Source organism: Haloplanus sp. (assembly GCF_028275055.1).
Taxonomy (GTDB): Archaea; Halobacteriota; Halobacteria; order Halobacteriales; family Haloferacaceae; genus Haloplanus.
On record NZ_JAQCNJ010000082.1, the window covers coordinates 1 to 18,791 of the forward strand.

18 protein-coding genes are annotated in these 18,791 nt (G+C 66.3%); 10 read left to right on the plus strand and 8 right to left on the minus strand.

From position 1 onward, the window contains the following. From Q0925_RS10475 to Q0925_RS10485, 3 genes are all read right to left on the minus strand, one after another. On the minus strand, positions 1-1,106 hold a 1,106-nt coding region (locus tag Q0925_RS10475; RefSeq protein WP_299335150.1), incomplete at its 3' end, for a UvrD-helicase domain-containing protein. A 230-nt stretch (positions 1,107-1,336) separates the two neighbouring features. Continuing rightward, positions 1,337-1,522, minus strand: a complete 186-nt coding sequence (locus tag Q0925_RS10480) for an HVO_0416 family zinc finger protein (RefSeq protein ID WP_299335152.1) — start codon at positions 1,520-1,522, stop codon at positions 1,337-1,339. An 84-nt stretch (positions 1,523-1,606) separates the two neighbouring features. After that, positions 1,607-3,112: a carboxypeptidase M32 gene (locus tag Q0925_RS10485; RefSeq protein WP_299335154.1), complete on the minus strand. Its 1,506-nt coding sequence runs from the start codon at positions 3,110-3,112 to the stop codon at positions 1,607-1,609. 98 nt (positions 3,113-3,210) lie between these two features. Here Q0925_RS10485 and Q0925_RS10490 point away from each other — a divergent pair, with 98 nt between their 5' ends. From Q0925_RS10490 to Q0925_RS10500, 3 genes are all read left to right on the plus strand, one after another. Next, positions 3,211-4,539: a divalent metal cation transporter gene (locus Q0925_RS10490; protein ID WP_414652110.1), complete on the plus strand. Its 1,329-nt coding sequence runs from the start codon at positions 3,211-3,213 to the stop codon at positions 4,537-4,539. A 7-nt stretch (positions 4,540-4,546) separates the two neighbouring features. Then, positions 4,547-5,107, plus strand: a complete 561-nt coding sequence (locus Q0925_RS10495; protein ID WP_299335156.1) for a hypothetical protein — start codon at positions 4,547-4,549, stop codon at positions 5,105-5,107. 115 nt (positions 5,108-5,222) lie between these two features. Continuing rightward, entirely contained in the window at positions 5,223-5,978 is a 756-nt protein-coding gene (locus Q0925_RS10500; protein WP_299335159.1) for a DUF4382 domain-containing protein, read from the plus strand. Positions 5,979-6,035: 57 nt separating this feature from the next. Here the strand turns inward: Q0925_RS10500 and Q0925_RS10505 are convergent, their stop codons facing one another. Together Q0925_RS10505 and Q0925_RS10510 are read right to left on the minus strand one after the other, a co-directional pair. Further along, positions 6,036-7,121, minus strand: a complete 1,086-nt coding sequence (locus Q0925_RS10505; protein WP_299335161.1) for a M20 family metallopeptidase — start codon at positions 7,119-7,121, stop codon at positions 6,036-6,038. A gap of 99 nt (positions 7,122-7,220) precedes the next feature. Next, positions 7,221-7,445 carry a hypothetical protein gene (locus Q0925_RS10510; RefSeq protein ID WP_299335164.1) on the minus strand — a complete coding sequence of 75 codons (225 nt, stop codon included), beginning with the start codon at positions 7,443-7,445 and terminating at the stop codon, positions 7,221-7,223. A gap of 96 nt (positions 7,446-7,541) precedes the next feature. Between Q0925_RS10510 and Q0925_RS10515 the strand changes: the two genes are divergently transcribed. Beyond that, complete coding sequence (locus Q0925_RS10515) at positions 7,542-9,434, plus strand: PINc/VapC family ATPase (RefSeq protein WP_299335167.1); 1,893 nt, start codon at positions 7,542-7,544, stop codon at positions 9,432-9,434. Here the strand turns inward: Q0925_RS10515 and Q0925_RS10520 are convergent. After that, the gene (locus Q0925_RS10520; RefSeq protein ID WP_299335169.1) at positions 9,431-9,712 is read right to left on the minus strand and encodes a winged helix-turn-helix domain-containing protein; all 282 of its coding nucleotides are present in this window, start codon (positions 9,710-9,712) and stop codon (positions 9,431-9,433) included. The two genes, Q0925_RS10515 and Q0925_RS10520, sit on opposite strands and share 4 nt — an antisense overlap. Before the next feature lie 137 nt (positions 9,713-9,849). After that, positions 9,850-10,758 (minus strand): HpcH/HpaI aldolase/citrate lyase family protein, encoded by a 909-nt coding sequence (locus Q0925_RS10525; RefSeq protein WP_299335172.1) that lies wholly within the window; start codon positions 10,756-10,758, stop codon positions 9,850-9,852. A gap of 118 nt (positions 10,759-10,876) precedes the next feature. On the opposite strand from Q0925_RS10525, the gene Q0925_RS10530 reads away from it, so the two are divergent. Continuing rightward, positions 10,877-12,985: an acetate--CoA ligase family protein gene (locus Q0925_RS10530; protein WP_299335174.1), complete on the plus strand. Its 2,109-nt coding sequence runs from the start codon at positions 10,877-10,879 to the stop codon at positions 12,983-12,985. A 100-nt stretch (positions 12,986-13,085) separates the two neighbouring features. Here Q0925_RS10530 and Q0925_RS10535 read toward each other — a convergent pair whose 3' ends face one another. Further along, positions 13,086-13,226, minus strand: coding sequence for a hypothetical protein (locus tag Q0925_RS10535; RefSeq protein ID WP_299335176.1), 141 nt, complete (start codon positions 13,224-13,226; stop codon positions 13,086-13,088). Positions 13,227-13,624: 398 nt separating this feature from the next. Between Q0925_RS10535 and Q0925_RS10540 the strand changes: the two genes are divergently transcribed. The 5 genes from Q0925_RS10540 to Q0925_RS10560 all read left to right on the plus strand — a co-directional run bounded on the left by Q0925_RS10540 (position 13,625) and on the right by Q0925_RS10560 (position 18,772). Then, a complete protein-coding gene (locus tag Q0925_RS10540) occupies positions 13,625-13,939 on the plus strand; it encodes a hypothetical protein (protein ID WP_299335178.1) in 315 nt (104 codons plus the stop codon). 2 nt (positions 13,940-13,941) lie between these two features. After that, entirely contained in the window at positions 13,942-15,771 is a 1,830-nt protein-coding gene (locus tag Q0925_RS10545) for a ribosome biogenesis/translation initiation ATPase RLI (RefSeq protein ID WP_299335182.1), read from the plus strand. A 64-nt stretch (positions 15,772-15,835) separates the two neighbouring features. After that, on the plus strand, positions 15,836-15,967 hold the full coding sequence (locus Q0925_RS10550; RefSeq protein WP_299335185.1) for a hypothetical protein: 132 nt from the start codon (positions 15,836-15,838) through the stop codon (positions 15,965-15,967). A 124-nt stretch (positions 15,968-16,091) separates the two neighbouring features. Then, entirely contained in the window at positions 16,092-17,192 is a 1,101-nt protein-coding gene (locus Q0925_RS10555; RefSeq protein ID WP_299335187.1) for a site-2 protease family protein, read from the plus strand. Positions 17,193-17,236: 44 nt separating this feature from the next. Continuing rightward, the gene (locus tag Q0925_RS10560) at positions 17,237-18,772 is read left to right on the plus strand and encodes an amidohydrolase (protein WP_299335190.1); all 1,536 of its coding nucleotides are present in this window, start codon (positions 17,237-17,239) and stop codon (positions 18,770-18,772) included. Positions 18,773-18,791 lie beyond the last annotated feature (19 nt).

Genomic DNA, 18,791 nt, shown 5'->3' on the forward strand with positions numbered 1-18,791 from the left:
AAGGGAATCCCCTTCGGGAGGAAGTCGTCGATGAACTGGAACATCTGGTAGCGGGCCCGAAACAGAATCATCAGCGTCTCGTCGGTGGTGTCGACGGTGTGTTGGACGTTCCGGACCACCTCGAACATCGACGGACTTCTGATCCCTTCGACGACGCCGCCCTCCTTGCGGGGGTTAAGGTCTTTCTCCTGTCTGACGCCGATGTGATGGATCTCCCGGTTGACGACGTTGAGGATGCGCGACGGGAGGCGGTAGGAGTTGGGAAGCACCACGTCCTCGTCGACGGTTTCGTTGAGCAGGATGTTGGGGTCGGCTCCCTGCCACGCGTACACCACCTGGTCGTCGTCGCCGGCGATCAGCACGCCTTCCATGTGTGGTTTCCACTCCTCGAACGCCTCGTGTTGGAGGGTGGTGATGTCCTGGAACTCGTCGATGACGAGATAGTCGACGTGGGGGACCAGCGACCGCTCGGCTACCCGTTCCAGCATGTCGGCGAAGCCGACGAGACCGTGGTCACGCTTATACGAGCGCCAAGCGCGGATCACCTGTGGCACGTCGATCCGCTCGTCGTCCGAGGGCCAGGTCGGCGTGTACTTGTTCCCCTCCTGTGCGTTCGGATCCTGGTCGGGCGGGAGCCGCACCGTCTCCACGTCCCACTGAAATGGGACGTCGTACCAATCGGCCACGTCGCGTTTGGTGCGCTGGAGCCACTGGCTGGTGGCAATGATCTTGTTGCCAAGCGTCGTCGATCTGGCTGTCCGTCGGCCGGCTCCGCCGTACTCGTCCTCGAACTCGACGCCGTACTCCTCACAGAACTCCTTTTTGTCACTCTCCCCGACCACATCCCCGCGGGAGAGATTGAGCAGTTCGTACGCTTTCGCGTGCATCGTACAGACGTTGCCTTTGAGCGCCCGGGGCGACGTATCGAGACGCTCGGCGAGACGCTCTCGAACCTCGGCGGCAGCGGCGCGGGTGTAGGAGACGACCAACACGTCGCGGATGTCGACGTCGTTGTCTTCCAGCAGTTCGTCGACCCGGTCGAGGAGGGCGGTGGTCTTGCCGCTTCCAGGGCCACCGAAAAGACGGGTGACTGTCTCGTCGCTCATAGTCGTGGTACACGCCCCGAAGTGGCATAAACGGAGTGGGTCGAATACGCCGTCCGTTCTCGGCGCCACGACGGGACGGGAGCGCCTGTGTCGAACGGGCGTGTTCGTGCCGTCCAACCGAGTCCGGCACGACCCTCTGTATGACCGCTCCCGACGGCACGGGGTCGTGACCTGTCGGGGTGCATACGGGTGGCTGGCTACGTACAGGCGCAGGTCGGTGTCGGCGGTCCCTACGCGTTCGGGTCCCACCCACAAACCGAGCAGTCGGTTGCCGACTCCTCGTGGAGCGCCCCACAGTCCGGGCACTGCAACTTGTTATAGGATCGTTCCCAGCGTACCGGTGTCGTCTCGTGGCCGTTGTCCGCGAGGAACTGGTCGAACAGTTCGTCGTCGTGTTCGCTGGGTCCGGCTGCCATACACACCATGTTATGACATACCACTATTTAGTCGTACTGGTGTGTGCGTGTGTCACGACACCGAAAGACACGACCGCGCCGGCGCTACCGGCCGATACCGTACAGTTCCCCGTACTTCTCGGTCGCGTAATCGACGAACGCGGCGGCGGCCACGTCGTCGCCCGTGGCCTGCCGGACGAGTTCGTTTGTCTCGAAGCGCTTGCCGTGGCGATGGATCCGGTCGGTCAGCCACTCGTGGAGGGGGTCGACCTCGCCTCGCCGGATCGAGTCCTCGAGGCCGTCGATGTCGCGGTCGGCGGCGTCGAACAGCTGGGCGGCGATCACGCTCCCCAGCGAGTAGGTGGGGAAGTAGCCGAAACTGCCGTGCGACCAGTGGATGTCCTGGAGGCAGCCCTTCGTGTCAGTCTCCGGGCGGACGCCCAGATACGACTCCATCTTCTCGTTCCAGACGGCCGGCACCTCCGCCACGTCAAGGTCGCCCCGGATCAGGTCGCGTTCGATCTCGAACCGGAGAACGATGTGGAGATGATAGGTGAGTTCGTCGGCCTCGACTCTGATGGGATTCGTCGTGTCGACGGCGTTGACGGCCTCGTAGGCCTCGCGGACGCTCACGTCTCCGATGTCGAATCGCCCGCGGACCCGTGGGAGGAACCGCTCCCAGAACGCCGTCGACCGGCCGACGTGGTTCTCCCACAGACGCGACTGCGACTCGTGGATCGAGAGATCCCGCGCCTCGCCAAGCGGCGTTCCATGGGCGTCGTCTGGCAGACCGAGCGTGTAGGTGGCGTGGCCGAACTCGTGGACCGTCGAGAGCAACGCCCCCATCGGGTCGGCCTCGTCGTAACGGGTCGTGATCCGGGCGTCGTAGGTCGTCCCCGTCGAGAACGGGTGGGGCGCGGCGTCGAGGCGGCCCCGCTCCCACGGGTAGCCGAGGTCGTCGAGGACGTCCCGCATCAGCGCCTCCTGTGTGTCGGTGTCGAACGTTCCGGCGAAGGCGTCGGTCGCCAGATCGGCCTCGGACGCTCGCACGTCGTCGACGAGAGGCACCACCGCTTCCCGGAGCGTCGCCAACACCTCCTCGGCGTGGCCGAGGGGGAGGCAGGGTTCGTACTCCTCAAACAGCACCTCGTAGGGGTCGCGGTCGGGGTCGATGTGGTCGGCGTACCGCCGCTTCAGGTCGAGTAGTTTTTGCAGGTGGGGAGCGAACGTCTCGAAGTCGTCCTCCGCCCTGGCCTCGCGCCACGCGGTCAGCGCCTCGGAGGACGCCGCCGAAATCCGCTCGACCAGATCGGTCGGCACCCGGACGGCGCGTTCGTGGTCCCGGCGCACCTCGCGGACAACCGCCCGGCGGTCCCCGGGGAGGTCGGCGGCCGACAACTCGTCGAGCAACGCCCCGAGTTCGTCGTTCGTGAGCAGGTCGTGTTCGACCGCAGAGAGCGCGGACAACTGTTGTGACCGGGCGGGCGTTCCCTCCTTGGGCATCATCACCTGTTGGTCCCACGAGAGCAGTTTGCCGGCGTGGGAGACGTTCGCGATCCGGCCCACCCGATCGAGCAGATCGTTGTACGCCGCCTCCATCGTATCGCTCATGCCCGTTTCAGGGACCGCGCCATAATCAACCCCGCGCCGTCTTCGGGTGTTACCACCGAGTGGTAACACCTATACGGGCGAGGCGTCGACCGATGGGCATGGCAGACAACGTGGCCGCGGACTCGCCCGGCCTCACGGAGCGTATCGAGGGGTACGCCGCCGGGATGGGGCCGTCGTGGATCGCCGGGGCCATCGCCGCCGGTCCGGCCACAATCGCTAGCCTCGTAACCGGGGGTGCGACCTTCGGTTACAGCCTCCTCTGGGTGGTCGTTCTCTCGGCGGGCGCTGGGTCGCTCGTCCAGTACCTGTCGATGCGGCTCGGCCTCCTCACCGAACGCGGCATCGTTGCCGTCGTTGAGGAGCATCTCGGACCCACGTGGGCGTGGCTTCTCGTCGCGGATGCGGTGATCGCCGCCGGCGTCGCACAACTCGTGATCATGAAAACCGTCGCGACGGTGTCGGCGACGGTGACGGGTGTCGACGCCCGACTCTGGGGTGTCGCTTGGGCGCTCGTTCTCGCTCTCGGACTGGCCGGCCGGGGGTATCGCTTTCTCGAACTGGCCGCAAAGGCCCTCGTTTCCCTCGTCGTCGCCGCCTTTGTCGCCAGCCTGTTTGTCGCCCCAGTCGACTACAGCACGGCGGCGTCCGGACTGTTTCCAACCGTTCCGCCCGGGAGTGCGCTCGTCGCCGCGGGCATCCTCGGCGGTGCGGTCCACATCACGCTCATCACGATGCAGTCGTACACGATGCGCTCGCGTGGGTGGACCAGTGAGGACTACGGGACGGCGGCGTTCGACATCGGTGCGTCGATGTTCGTCGCCTTCGGGGTTTACAGCCTCGCCATCTTTCTGGTGGCCGCGAGCGTTCTCACGCCCGACGACCCCCTGACCGCGGTCGGGGCCGCACAGGCACTCGGCCCGCTGGTCGGCGCGAACGCCAGGTGGCTGTTTCTGCTCGGTCTCTGGGGGGCCGCCGTCTCGACGCTCGGTGGCAACACCATCGTCCCGCCCTTTCTCGTTGCCGACAAACTCGGCTGGGGCACCACCATCGAGGACACCCGGTACCGCTGGCTGCTCGTCGTGGCCGCGCTTCTCTCCGCGCCGGGCGCGTTCGTCGGCGGCGCCGTAATCGGCCAACTCGTTCTCGTTCTCGCGGTCGGCACCGTTGGCACCCCCTTCGTTATCGCCGTCGTTCTCTACCTCCTGAACTCCGAGGCGGTGGCCGACCGGAACTCGCCCCTCGCCAACGTCGGCGGCGTCGCGTTGTTGCTCGTCACCGGCGCGCTCGCGGCCAACTTCGTCCGCGAACAGGTCACCGGCGGAATCGACCCACTCACCGGATTCGTGCTCGCGTTCGCCGTTGCCCTCGGCACCGCCACGGTGGGGCTTTGTGGCAAGTACGTTCTCGAAGAGGTCGAGGTGGGCTGAGCCGACCGTGACCGACCCCGCCGTCCCACGCTCGGGGACGACCCTGATCGTCGGCCCGTCGAACACGGGCAAGACCCGCCTGACCGCCCGTGCGCTCGCCGACCGGGTCGACCGGAGCGGGACCGACGGGGTCGCAATCTTCGAGTTCGCCCCCGAAATCGAGCGCGACGGCCGGATGCTCGGCGGCCGCCTCGACCGATTTTACACCCCGCCACGCGGCGCGTGGACCGGCGTTCTCGACGCTCATGCCCCGAGGGCGAGCGGCGACTCGGCCGACGAGGCGGTTGTCCTCGCGGCCGACAATGCCGCGCGCGCGACCCGCCTGTTCGACGCCGCGCCGGCGGACCCCCGAGCCGTCTTCGTCAACGACGCCACCATCCCCTTCCAGCACGGCGACGGGAATCCCGACCGCCTGCTCGACTACTGTGTGCGGGCCGAGACGGCCGTTCTGAACGCGCTCGCTGGCGACACCATCGCCGGCGAGGACGATGTCTCACGGGCCGAACGCAGGACGCTGTCGACGCTCCGGCGGCGGGCCGACCGGGTGATCGACCTCGGCGAGGCGTGAGCGCCGCGGCCATCAGACGTATCCCCGGCGGGCACCGAGTAAACGAAATGACAGTTATCCCGCGCCAGCGGACGCGAACGCATCGAACGGAGACACGAGAGCAGGAGGGCCGGGCGTGAGACGACGGGGGTTCGTCGCGACGGCGGGCGGACTCGGTACCGCGGCCCTCGCCGGCTGTTCCGGTGGGGGTGGCGGCGGTGGCGGCGGGACCGATACCGACGACGGTGACGGTGGGGGTGGCGACAGCGGCACACTCGGTGCTTTCCGCCTTTTTATCAGCGATCAGCCGGCGGCCATCGGCGACTTCGACTCGCTTTCGGTAGCCCTCTCGACCGCCCGCGTGTTCCGGGCCGACGAGGACGAGACGGTGACCCCGGCGGCGATGAACGCGACGACGACGGCGACTCCGGCGACCGAAGCCGAAACAGAGGCTGATGCGGACGAAGACGAGGCCGACGAGACCAGCGGGGTCGTCGAGTTCGACCTCGACGGCGTCACGGTCGACCTCACGCAGGTGCTCGGCGACCGGGCCGTCTCGGTACTGGAGGGGGAACTCGAAGCCGGTCGGTACTCGGGTATCGAACTCCGTGTGGAGACCGCCGAGGGCGTCGTTGACGGCGAGAGCGTCGACGTGATGGTTCCGAGCGACCGCCTCCGCATCGTCAAACCCTTCGACATCGCCACGGATGCCGAACTGGCGTTCGTCTTCGACATCAACGTCGTCCGGAAGGGGCCACAGGGCGGCTACAACCTCCTCCCGGTTATCGGAAAGAGCGGCGTTGTCGGTGAAGACGTCGATGTCGAGGCGGTCGCCCCGGACGAGAACGACGCGGCCGCCGACGATGACTCCACGGCGACGCCAACCGAGTGAAGCGACATGGCGGACGACCGCGGGTCGAATCGGACGGCGACCTGCGGCCGAGGGTCGTTACGCCGTCGCGCCGAGGGGCGACTCGGCGACGGCGCGGTAGAGCCGTTCACACCGCTCGATCACTTCGACCGAGACGCTCTCCTCGTCGGTGTGTGCCTCGCCGGGTTCGGCCGCTCCACAGATCACGGGAGTCGTTCCCGCGCCGGCCAGCCATCCCGCGTCGGTAGCGTGGGGTTTGACGACCCGCTCCGGGTCGCCGGTTTGAACCGTTCGCGCCGCATCGACCACCGCCTCCGCGAACGCGGCGTCGTCACAGGCCATCGGCGGGAGGTCCTGTTCGACGACCCACTCGACGCCCGCCATTTCGCCGGCCCGACTTAGGGCCGCCCGGTCGCCGGGCACCGTCCGCTCGTCGACGGTGACGGCACACGACTCCGGGATCACGTTCCACGCCGATCCGCCCTCGATTTCGGTGACTGAGACGCTTCCGCATATCTCACGCCCGAGGACCGTCGCCGCCGGTGTGTCCACACCTCGGACGACATCGACGGCGTCGCAGGCGCGGTAGACGGCGTTCTCGCCCGCCTCCGGTTCGCTCGCGTGTGCGCTCTCGCCGGTGACGTGGAACGTGCTGGCGCGCCGACCCTTGTGGGCGATGGCCACGTCCGTCACGCCCGGCGCGGAGTAGCCGGTCGACCCCTCGCCGACGATGGCGTAGTCGGGCGCAAAGCCGTCGTCGATGGCCGCGCGAGCGCCGACCCCACCCTGTTCCTCGCCGGTGAAGGAGGCGAAAACGAGTTCCTGTGCGGGGGTGGCATCCCGGAAGGCGACCATCGCCGCCGCCAGACTCCCCTTCATATCGGCCGCACCGCGGCCGTACAGCCGACCGTTCCGTTTCTCGATCACGAGCCCACCGTCGTCGGTTTGTCGGTCGGCCGGCGGCACCACGTCGTGGTGCCCGATCAGGGCGAGCGACCGGCCGCCCGATCCACGGCGGGCGATCACGTTATCATGGTCGTCGCGCCACACCGTGGCGTCGGTTTCGGTCCGGAGCCACGACTCGACCGCATCGCCCGCCGCCCGCTCGCCGTCGTCGACGGGAACGGTCACCAGTCGCCGGATGAGAGCTACCACCTCGGACATACTGCCGAGGACGATAGCCGACGACTTTAGTCGGTCGGACGACCCACTTGGGGTGGCACTCGTGGATCGGTCACTCGGCCCCGTGGTCGTGGGTCAGTTCTAGATCGGTGTCGTCCGGCGGCCGACCGGAGAGGTGGACCGTCGTCCCGATGACCGCGTCGGCGCGAGGGACGACGACCCGCCCGTCAGCCTCGCTCCGGAGTCGCCGGAGTCGGGTCCGACGATGGCCTCGCAGGCGGTGAGGGCGTCGTGGACCCCGACGGCGTCGGCGTCGACGTCGACGGCCCGGTCGAGACAGTCGGTCGTCAGCATTGGCCGATGCATACGCCGTGGTACCGACTGGTATGGCTAACAGATCCTTCGATCACGCCACCGACCGCCGATACAAGTTCTTAACAGTCTCTGGGAGATAAAATATGTATGAACATCGTCCCGGACACGAGCGCGGTCGTCGATGGCCGCGTGTCCGAACGCGTCGAGTCGGGGGCCTACGAGGGAGCGACGATCACCGTTCCCGAGGCCGTCGTCGGCGAACTCGAGTGGCAGGCCAACGAGGGGCACGACACCGGCTGGGAGGGGATCGAGGAACTCCAACGGTTGGTCGACCTCGCCGCCGCCGATACGATTTCGGTCGATTACTACGGTACCCGCCCCGACGCCGGACAGAAGCGTGGGGCCGACGCGGGCGAAATCGACGCGCTCGTTCGCGATGTCGCCGCCGATTCGGACGCGACGCTGCTGACCAGCGACGTGGTACAGGCCGAAGTCAGCCGCGCAAAGGGGCTATCTGTCGAGTACGTCGAACCGCAGAGCCGTGACGAGACCGGCGACGACGGCCTCGACATCGAGCGGTTCTTCGACGAGACGACGATGAGCGTCCACCTCCGCGCGGCGGCAAAGCCCAAGGCCAAGCGTGGGGCCATCGGCGACATGCATTACGAGGCGATCCGTGACGCCGAAACCACAGAGGCGGAAATAAAGGAGTTCGCACACGACGTCATGGAGACGGCGCGGGCCAGTTCCGACGGCTTTGTCGAACTCGACGAACCCGGGATGACCATCGTCCAGTACCGCTCCTACCGGATCGCCGTTGCTCGCCCACCCTTCTCGGACGGCTTCGAGATCACGGCCGTCCGCCCCATCGTCAAAACCGATCTCGACGACTACGAGTTTGCCGAGGATCTCAAAGAACGCCTGTTGGAACGCCAGCGGGGCGTGCTCATCTCCGGCGCGCCCGGTGCGGGGAAGTCGACGTTCGCACAGGCGGTCGCGGAGTTTCTCGCGGGCCACGATAACGCGGTCAAGACGATGGAAAAGCCCCGCGACCTGCAGGTCGGCTCCGACATCACCCAGTACACGGCGCTCGGGGGTGATATGGCAAAGACCGCAGACTCCCTGCTTCTCGTCCGCCCGGACTACACCATCTACGACGAGGTGCGCAAGACGGACGACTTCGAGGTTTTCGCCGACATGCGACTTGCGGGCGTCGGGATGGTCGGCGTCGTCCACGCGACCCGCGCCATCGACGCGCTCCAGCGACTCGTCGGCCGGGTCGAACTCGGCATGATCCCGCAGGTCGTTGACACCGTCGTTTACATCGAGGCCGGACGCGTCGACACCGTCTATGACGTGACGACCGAGGTGAAGGTGCCCGAGGGACTGACCGCGGAGGATCTCGCTCGCCCGGTGATCCAGATCTCGGACTTCGAAACCGGTAGACCCGCATACGAGATCTACACGTTCAACCGGCAGGTCGTGACCGTCCCCCTCGACGACGACGAGGGAAGCGAGACGGGCGTCTCGCGACTGGCGCGAAAGGAGGTCGAACGCGAGATCCGGTCGATCGCCCGTGGACACGTCGAGGTCGAACTGAACGGGCAAAACGAGGCCGTCGTCTACGTCGAAGAGGACGATATCTCCTACGTTATCGGAAAAGGTGGCGGTCGGATCAACGACGTGGAGGACCGTCTGGGCATCAGCATCGACGTCCGAACCCTGGATGAACGCCCGTCCGGGGGGACACAAAGCGGGGCTGGGGCCGGATCCGGGTCCGGAAGCGGAGGTGTGACCGCCGGCGGTCCCTCGGACGGTGCGGTCGTCACGCCCGAGGTCACCTCCCGGCACGTCGTCGTCGATGTCGAGAACGGTGTCGACGTCGGCGAGACGGTCGAGGTCCGGGCCGACGACGAGTACCTGTTCACCGCGACCGTCGGCCGGGGCGGGGAGATACAGGTGTCACGCGGCAGCGCCATCGCCGACGAACTCGAAGAAGCGATCGATCACAAACGACGGATCACCGTCCACCCGGCCTAGTCGCACTCGACGCAGGCGGCGTCGGCATCGGCGACTTCGGCCAGTCTCGCCTCGTTCAATTGATAAAGGTTCTGTCGGGCGTCGGCGAAGTAAACATCCTCATCGACGACGCCGATATCCTCGAGTCGTTCGAGCGCGTACCGCACCGTTCGAGCCGACAGCATCGACTCCTCGACGATCCCCTTCTGTGTCAACGACCCGTTGTATTCGAGGACCTTGAAAACCAGTTTCGCGCTCGGCGGAAGGTCGTCCAGACCTTCCTCGTCAGTTCCGGCCATAGTCACATTCCAACGGGGCCACCGGCTTAAATGTTCACGACGAATGGGGGTTTCACCGCGAACACCGTCGGCGGTCACCCCTATGAATAACGGCTCCGGACCCTGCCGACGGCTCGCCGCCGCCGTGGGACGGACCGTCAGAGCATGTCCGCCGCCCGAGCCGTGGCGACGATGTCCTGTGCCATCTTGTTTGTCGCCTCATCGACGAGTTGGCCGTCGACGGAGACGGCACCCTTGCCCTCCTCCATTGCCTCGGCGTAGGCCTCGACGATGCGTTCGGCGCGTTCGGCGACCTCGGGGTCGGGCGCGAACACGTCGTTGCCGATCTCGATCTGACTCGGGTGGATCGCCCACTTGCCATCACAGCCGAGCATACTGGCTCGCTCGCAGGACTCGCGGTAGCCGTCGGTGTCCTCCACGTCGGCGTACGGGCCGTCGATGCAGGGGAGACCGGCGCTTTTGGCGGCGGCGTTGCACTCCGAGAGGGCGTGGTGCCAGTAGTGGCCGGGGTAGTCGGGGAACTGCCCGATGTCCAGTCCGGGCGTCCCCATCGCCGCCGCGTAGTCGCCCGGACCGAAAATGATCGAGGAGAGTCGATCGGAGGCGTGGGCGATGTCGTAGACGTTGTGTATCCCGTCGCCGTCCTCGATCTGGGGTTCGAGACCGATCCCTCCACTCTCCAGCCCGTTGTTCTCCTCGACCTGGGTCAATAGGTTCTCCACCGTGTGCACGTCGCTCGGTCCCGCGACCATCGGCACGACGATATCGTCGATGTGCTCGCCCGCGCGGCCGACGACCTCGATGATGTCGTCGTACCACCAACTCGTGTCGACGCCGTTCATGCGGAACGAGAGGATCGTGCCTGACCAGTCGTGGTCCCGTGCCGCCTCGATCAGCGGCTCCCGGGCCTCGACCTTCGCGTTCGGTGCGACGGAGTCCTCGAGATCGAGAAAAACTTCATCCGCGCCGCTCTCGGCGGCGTTTGCGATCATCGTCGGGTCGCTCGCCGGCACGGCAAGCTGGGTGCGTCTGAGATCACTCGTCATCGGTGTCGGACGCGACGGCGGCCACGTGTGAGAACAATCCTCTTACGGTGATATTTGCGTGGCGTCAATAGTGCCGCAACTCCCATCATTAATAGGCGATGCATGTCGACTTGTGTCTATGGGTGTACAAGACACACGTCGAAAACTCGACCCGTTGTTCGATCCGGGATCACTGGCCATCGTGGGCGCGAGCCCCGACTCGTGGTACGCTTCACGGATCACGGAGAATCTCACCTCATACGGATACGATGGTGATCTGTACCTCGTCAATCCGAACCGCGAGGAGGCGTGGGACCGGGAGTGCTACGACAGCGTGTCGGCCCTGCCGGAGGTGGTCGACCTCGTCGTCGTGGTCGTCCCCCGCGAGTATGTCGTCGACGTCGTGCGTGAGTCGGGCGAGGCCGGGATTCCGGCGGCGCTGGTCATCACCACCGGATTCAGCGAAGCCGACGAACGGGGGGCCGAACTGGAGGCCGAACTCGAGGCCACCATCGCGGAGTACGACATCAGCGTCGCGGGGCCCAACTGCATCGGCCTCGCAAACGCGCAGGCAGGGACGGTGTTGACCGGACTCTGCTCCCGGAAACCACAGCCCGGTAACATCGGCCTCGCGAGTCAGTCCGGGGCGCTTTCTTTCGCCACCTTCTTTGAGAACGCCGCCGACGAGGACACCCACTTCTCCCACGTCGTCTCGACGGGCAACGAGGTCGACCAGAGCCTCGTCGATTACGTCGAGTATATGTCCGCCAACCCGGACGTGGAGGTGATCTGTACGTACATCGAGGGCGTGACCGAGCCGCGACGGTTCATCGAGGTGGCCCGAGAGACGGTGGCGACAGGGACACCCGTACTGGCGGTGAAGGTGGGAAGTTCGGACGTCGCACAGGCGGCCGCCGAGTCACACACCGGGTCGCTGACCGGTAACGACGCGGTGTGGGACGCCGCCTTCGGGCAGGCGGGCATCGAGCGCGTGCCGGATATCCCGGATCTCACGACGCGGGCGCAGGCACACGCGGCGTTCGATCCGCCCGACTCCAACCGTGTCTGTGTCGCCTCGACCAGCGGCGGACTCGCCACCCTACTCGCAGATCTCGCAGAGGACCGGGGCCTCGAACTCCCGGCGTTGACCGACCGGACGGAGACGGCCTTACTCGAGATGGACGACCTGCTCACGTTCGGCGAACTCCACAACCCGGTGGACATCCGTGCGGCCGGTGCCGAGGTGCTGACCGAGGTTGCCGAGAAACTGTTCGCCGACGACAGCTTCGACGCCTACGTGTTCGGCATCGGCCTCTCGGCGGTGGACGAGGACGCAGACGCCATCGCCGACCGCCTGCTTGAGGTCGGCGAGATGACCGACGACCCCGTTATCTTCCTGTGGACGGGTCGGACGGAGCCGGACGAACTCGACGACCCTCAGCCCTACGAGCGCGTCCGCGCCGAGTACCCGTTGTTCTACGAGCCCGGCAAGTCCATCGACGCGCTGGCGTCGCTCGTCAGGTTCGACGAGGCGCGCGACCGACTGGTGGGACGACCGCCGTTCGAACTCGACGAGCGCCCGCCGACGGACCTCCCGAGCGACAGCACCCTCACGTGGTCGCAGTCGACATCGTTACTCGAGGACTACGGGCTCGATCTACCGGCGACGCGGTCGGCCACGTCGAGCGAGGAGGCCGCCCGCTACGCCAGCCAGATCGGAACGCCGGTCGTGATGAAAGTCGACTCGCCGGACGTGGCCCATCGTAACCACATCGGGGCGGTTCGGGTCGGCGTCGACTCCCCCGCCGAGGCACAACGGGCCTACGAGGAGATCGTCGCGAACGTCTTCGAACACGACTCCGAGGCGACGATCGAGGGCGTTCTCGTCCAGGAGATGGTCGATAGCGGGGTGGAGGCGCTGGTCGGCGCGTCACAGGATCCGAACCTCGGGCCGGTCGTCACGCTCGGCTCCGGCGGGACGCAGGTCGAGGCCTTACAGGACACCACTCATCTGGTCGCGCCGTTTGGCAAGGGCGACGCCTACGGCGCGCTCAACCGCACGGACATCCCGGACAAGTTCGACCACGAGTTCGGTTCGGACGCGTCGCTGGATAGCCTCGCCCGTCTCATCACAAAGGTCGGTAACCTTGTGACGAAGCGACGGGACGTGGCTGAACTCGACCTCAACCCCGTGATGGTACGGCCGGACCGGAGCGTCTGCGTGGACGCGCTCGTCCGCACGGAGTAGAACGACGAATACGGGATGTGAGGGGACACCGGGCAACGGACAACGGACAACGAGTGGCCGGTGGTTGGGAGGTAAACCCCCCACCGCTCACCCCGCTTGGCTACGAGGAACTCGTTCCGAACACGTCCTCCCACCGGCTGACCGCGTCGGTATCCTCTCCCTCGACGAGCGTAACGACGACCGGACTGATAGCGCCGACGACGGCGTTGGATACGTCATAACGGACTTTCCATTGTTCCACCGGAAAACGAAACGAGACAGGAGCAGAAGCCAACGACGGACCCCGCCTCGGCTCCGCGCTGGCCACAATTGGCGGTCTCGTCGTCGACACCGACATGCGTGTGCTCAGACGGTGTGGCAGCGGCTCCGCGTTCGACCACGGGGGATCGAACAGGAGCCCACACTCCGACCCGGTAGGCTGGTCGCCGCCGGCGCCGGCGCCGGTGTCGGCGACGTAGGCGCGATAACGACGGCGGAGCCGATGAACCCGATGACGGCGAAGACGGTGTTCGGTCCGGTCGCCGGCCGGAACGCGGCCGAACGCGGGATTGACCGGCACCGACCGACGGTGTCGCGGCACGCGGCGAGCCGGTTCACCGTATCGAACGCCTTTTGATCCCCGACACCGCACGGTGGTGTATGGCTACGGAAACGCAGACGGGCCTCTCCGGACACGTCCGCGGGGTGACCGTCACCACGCTGGCATGTCTCGCCGGCGTCGGGGCAAGCGTTGCCGCCGCCGTCGTCGTCGGGACCAGCCCGGAGGCCGCCTCCGACACCCGGGCGCTCGCGTTCCTGGTGGCTGCCGTCGTCGGCCAGTACCCCTTGTTGAAGGCAATCGGCGTCGATGTCTCCGACTTCGGGGCAAAAGACCACCTCTACGTGGCGTTTATGACGTTTACGCTCTGGTTCATCAGTTTCGCAATCCTGCTCACCACCGGTGCGACCGTCTGACCATGGCCGACGACAGTATTGCGGTCGTCGACCTCGACCGGTGTCAACCCGACCGTTGTAACTACGAGTGTGCGAACTTCTGTCCGCCAAACCGCACCGGCGAGGAGTGTATCGTCACGCTAGAGGAGCGTCACGACGACCCCGACCTCTACGACGGTGACCCGGCACAGATCAGCATCTCCGAGGAACTTTGTCTCGGCGAGAGCTGTGGCATCTGTGTCGAGAAGTGTCCCTTCGACGCCATCGAGATCATCAACCTCCCACAGGAACTCGATGACAGCCCAATCCACCAGTACGGCGAGAACGCGTTCCGGCTCTACGGCCTGCCGGTTCCCGAGTCGGGGACGGTCACCGGTCTCCTCGGCCCGAACGGCATCGGAAAGTCCACGGCCGTCCACGCGCTGGCGGGCGAGACGGTCCCCAATCTCGGCCGGTACGACGACACCCCCGAGTGGGAGACGGTACTCGACCGCTACCGCGGGACGGCGCTTCAGACCTACCTCGAACACCTGATCGACGACGAGGTAACCGTCGCGCGCAAACCCCAGTACATCGACCGCATCCCCGACCAGGTCGACGGGACAACGAGCGACCTGTTGGCGGGCACGGACGAACGCGGCGTCGTCGACGAGTTGATCGACCGGCTCTCGATCCGCCCGATCATCGACCAGCCCATCGGCACGCTGTCGGGTGGCGAACTCCAGCGGGTTGCGCTGGCGGCGACGCTCGCCCGCGACGCGGATTTTTACTTTTTCGACGAGATCACACCCTACCTCGACATCGGCCAACGGGTCACCGCGGCCCGCCTCGTTCGCGAACTCGCCGACCAGGAGGATCGCTCGATGCTCGTGGTCGAACACGACCTCGCGGTGCTCGATCTCCTCGCGGACACGATCCACATCGCCTACGGCGAACCCGGCGCGTACGGCGTCGTCACCGATCCCAAGTCGGTTCGCAACGGTATCAACGAGTATCTCCGAGGCTATCTCGACAACGAGAACATGCGAATCCGCCCCGACGAGATCACGTTCGAACAACACGCCCCCCGAGAGTCCGTGGACGGGACGCCCCTGATCGAATACCCCGATCTGGCCAAATCCTACGGCGAGGGGGAGTTCTCGTTGTCCGTCGACGCCGGCACCATCTACCGGAGCGAGGTGCTCGGCGTGGTCGGCCCCAACGGAATCGGGAAGTCGACGCTCGCGAAACTGCTTGCGGGGTCGCTCACCCCCGACACGGGCGATTTGGACTTCGAACTCGACATCGCCTACAAACCACAGTACGTCGAGGTCGACCAGCCGATGCGGGTCGATACGTTTCTCTCCTCGATCACCGACGACTTCGGTACCTCCTTCTGGAACACGGAGATCGCCCGACCCCTACAGTTGGAGCGGATCATGGAACAACAGTTGACGGACCTCTCCGGTGGAGAACGACAACGCGTCGCCATCGCCGCCTGCCTCTCGGAGGACGCCGACCTCTACCTGCTAGACGAACCCTCCGCCCATCTCGATGTCGAACAACGGGTGCAGGCCACCACCGCAATCCGTCGGTACGCCGAGACTCACGACGCCACCGCGATGGTGATCGATCACGACATCTACATGATCGATCTGCTGGCCGACCGTCTGCTGGTGTTCGACGGCGAACCAGCCGAGCGCGGCCACGCCTCGACGCCACAGGATATGCGCTCGGGGATGAACGACTTTCTCGCGGATCTGGACATCACCTTCCGGCGTGACGAACGGACGGGTCGTCCCCGCATCAACAAACCCGACAGCCAACTCGACCGCAAGCAGAAACGACAGGGCGAGTACTACTACACGCCCTGACCGGTCGTGTGACCTGTATGCACGACCGTGTCAGCGTTAGGTCGCTGGCGGCAAAACCCAGTATATGGCAACTGAGACAAACGAGACGACGACAGACCCGACGGACACGACCCTCGAACGCCCGGAGTTTCGGGGCTGTGCTGTCTGTTATTCGGTCGAACTGGCCGTCTATGCGGTGCGAAAAGCGCGGCGCTGACCGGGATCAGGGGTGGCCGCCTGCGACCTCCGAATCGTCCGGTTCGTCCATGATACACCCTACGAACGACAACCGTTTCGCGGCGTCCAACCGATACTAGTGCCTACAGCCCATACGACAACCAATGGACGACCAACCGCTTCCGAGCGACCTCCCTGACCCGGATGCGCTCGGGGACTCGTTTCTCGTGTACGAGGTCGAGGTCGGCGACGAGCAGGTGTTGTACTACGGTGACCTCGCCGGTGCCAAAGAGTCCGTTCTCCGGACGCTCGCCCCCCGGTTTCGCGAACGCGGCTACCGCGTGTCCCTCGAGTATCGAACGGGGGAACATGTTCTCATCGCGACCGAACGATCCACCGGGATAGACGGTGTGCCGTGGACCAACGTCGTGTTGTTCGGTGCGACGCTGCTGACGACGCTTTACGCCGGTTCGCAGTGGTACGGGATCGATTTGGCGACCAATCCGCTCGCCCTTCTCGGGGCGTGGCCGTTCACTCTGTCCGTTATGAGCGTTCTCGCGATCCACGAACTGGGTCACTACGCCCTCAGTCGCTACCACGACGTCGAGGCGACGCTTCCCTACTTTATTCCGATCCCGAGTATTCTGGGCACCCTCGGGGCGGTGATCCGAATGAACGACACCATCCCGGATCGGCGAGCGCTGTTCGATATCGGTGTCGCAGGGCCGCTTGCCGGCCTCGTTGCGACGGTCGTCGTCACCGCTGTCGGGGTGTCGCTGCCGCCCGTCTCGGTGAGCGAGGGGGCCATCGTCGCCGGTCTCGACATCGGCTACCCGCCGCTCGTGGCCGGTATCGCTGCGCTGTTGGGTGAACCGCTGGTTTACGGCGACGGCCGGATGGTCAACCCGGTCGTCGTCGGTGGCTGGGTCGGGGCGTTCGTGACCTTTCTCAACCTGCTTCCCGTCGGCCAACTCGACGGCGCACACGTGACCCGGGCGTTGCTCGGGGAGCGGATCGGCGCGATCCAGCGGGTCGTCCCGATCGGACTGTTCGGCCTCGCCGTGTACCTGTTCGTCTTCGAGAACGGGCGAGGGGCACAGCTCTGGGCGCTCTGGGGCGTGCTCTCGTTGCTCTTTCTGCGGGCCGGCAACGCGACGCCGATGGACGAAACCTCGGTCGGTCGGTCCCGGTGGGTGATCGGGGCGGTGACGCTCCTTCTCGGGCTGTCGTGTTTCACACCGATTCCCATCGCGATAACCGGCTGAGCCCCCGTCCAAAACGTTAACGCGCTCGCCCATACAACCCAATCATGACCGAAGCCGCCGATCTGTTGGTGACGAACGCGGAGGTCCACACGCTCGCTCGCCCGGACGAAACCCACGAGGCGGCCGCCGTCCGTCGGGGTCGGATCGTCCGTGTCGGCAGCGCCTACGAACTCGCCTTTCTCGACGGCGTCGACACCCGGGTCGTCGACGTCGGTGGGCAGGTGGTTCTGCCGGGCTTTATCGACGCCCACACCCACCTCGACCTGTTGGGTCGGAAACTCGTTCACGCGGATCTCTCGGGGGCCACGGGCCGCGAGGAGGCACTGAACCGCCTGCACGACCGGGCCGACGCCGTGGCCGACGACGACCCCGTCCTCGGCTTCGGATACGACGAGAGCGTGTGGAACGACGGGTCGTATCTCACCCGCCGGGACCTCGACACCATCGACGCGGCCGGTCCCGTCGTCGCCGTCCGCGAGGACCTCCACGTCGTCTCGTTGGACTCGACCGCCCTCGACCGGTTCGACGACCTGCCCGACGAGAACGTCCGACACGGGGTAGACGGCGGCGACCAGACGGGCGTCGTCGTCGAACGGGCCGCCGAGGCGGTCCTTGATGGCCTCGCTCCCGATGCCGAAGGGATGGCCGACCTGCTCCGGACTGCACAGCGCCACGCCAACGAGCGGGGTGTGACGACCGTCCACGACATGGTCCGTCGGTCGTCCGCCCCCCGCGTCTACCGTGACCTCGCCGCCGCCGGCGACCTCACCCTGCGTGTGCGTCTCAACTACTGGGCCGACCACCTCGACGCCCTCGTCGAAACGGGGCTGCGGACGAACCACGGCGACGGACTCGTGCGGGTCGGCGCGATCAAGAGTCTCACCGACGGGAGCATCGGTGGGCGGACGGCCCGACTCGTTGCTCCTTACGCCGACGCCCCCACGGAGCGTGGCGAGTGGACCGTCGGTCCCGCCGCGTTCCGGGAACTGCTCGACAACGCCGAGACGGCGGGGTTTCAGGTCGCCGCACACGCCATCGGCGGCGAAGCCGTCGACGCCGTCGTCGACGCCTACGCCGACCGCACGGATGCCAAGCGACCCCGCCACCGGATCGAACACGCCGAACTCGCCGGCGACGACGCCATCGACCGGATCGCCGATCGAGGCATCGTCGCCTCGGTCCAACCCAACTTCCACCGCTGGGCTGGCGGGTCGGGACTGTACGCCGACCGATTGGGCGAACGGTGGACCGAAACCAACCGCCTCCGCCGCCTCGCCGACGCCGGCGTCCGTCTTGCGTTCGGAAGCGATTGTATGCCGCTCGATCCACTCGTCGGCGTTGCCCACGCCGTTGACGCGCCGACCCCCGCACAACGTCTCGACGTGACCGAGGCGCTCCGGGCGTACACGCTGGGCGGGGCGTACGCGGGCTTCGACGAGGACCGTCTCGGGACGGTGGCCCCCGGCAAACGTGCCGACCTCGTCGTTCTCGATCGCTCGCCGTGGGACGCCGACGATATCGCCGACATCGACGTGATGCTGACCGTCGTTGACGGCGACGTGGTGTACGACGGACGGTAAGGGCGGAAGGTTATAGTCT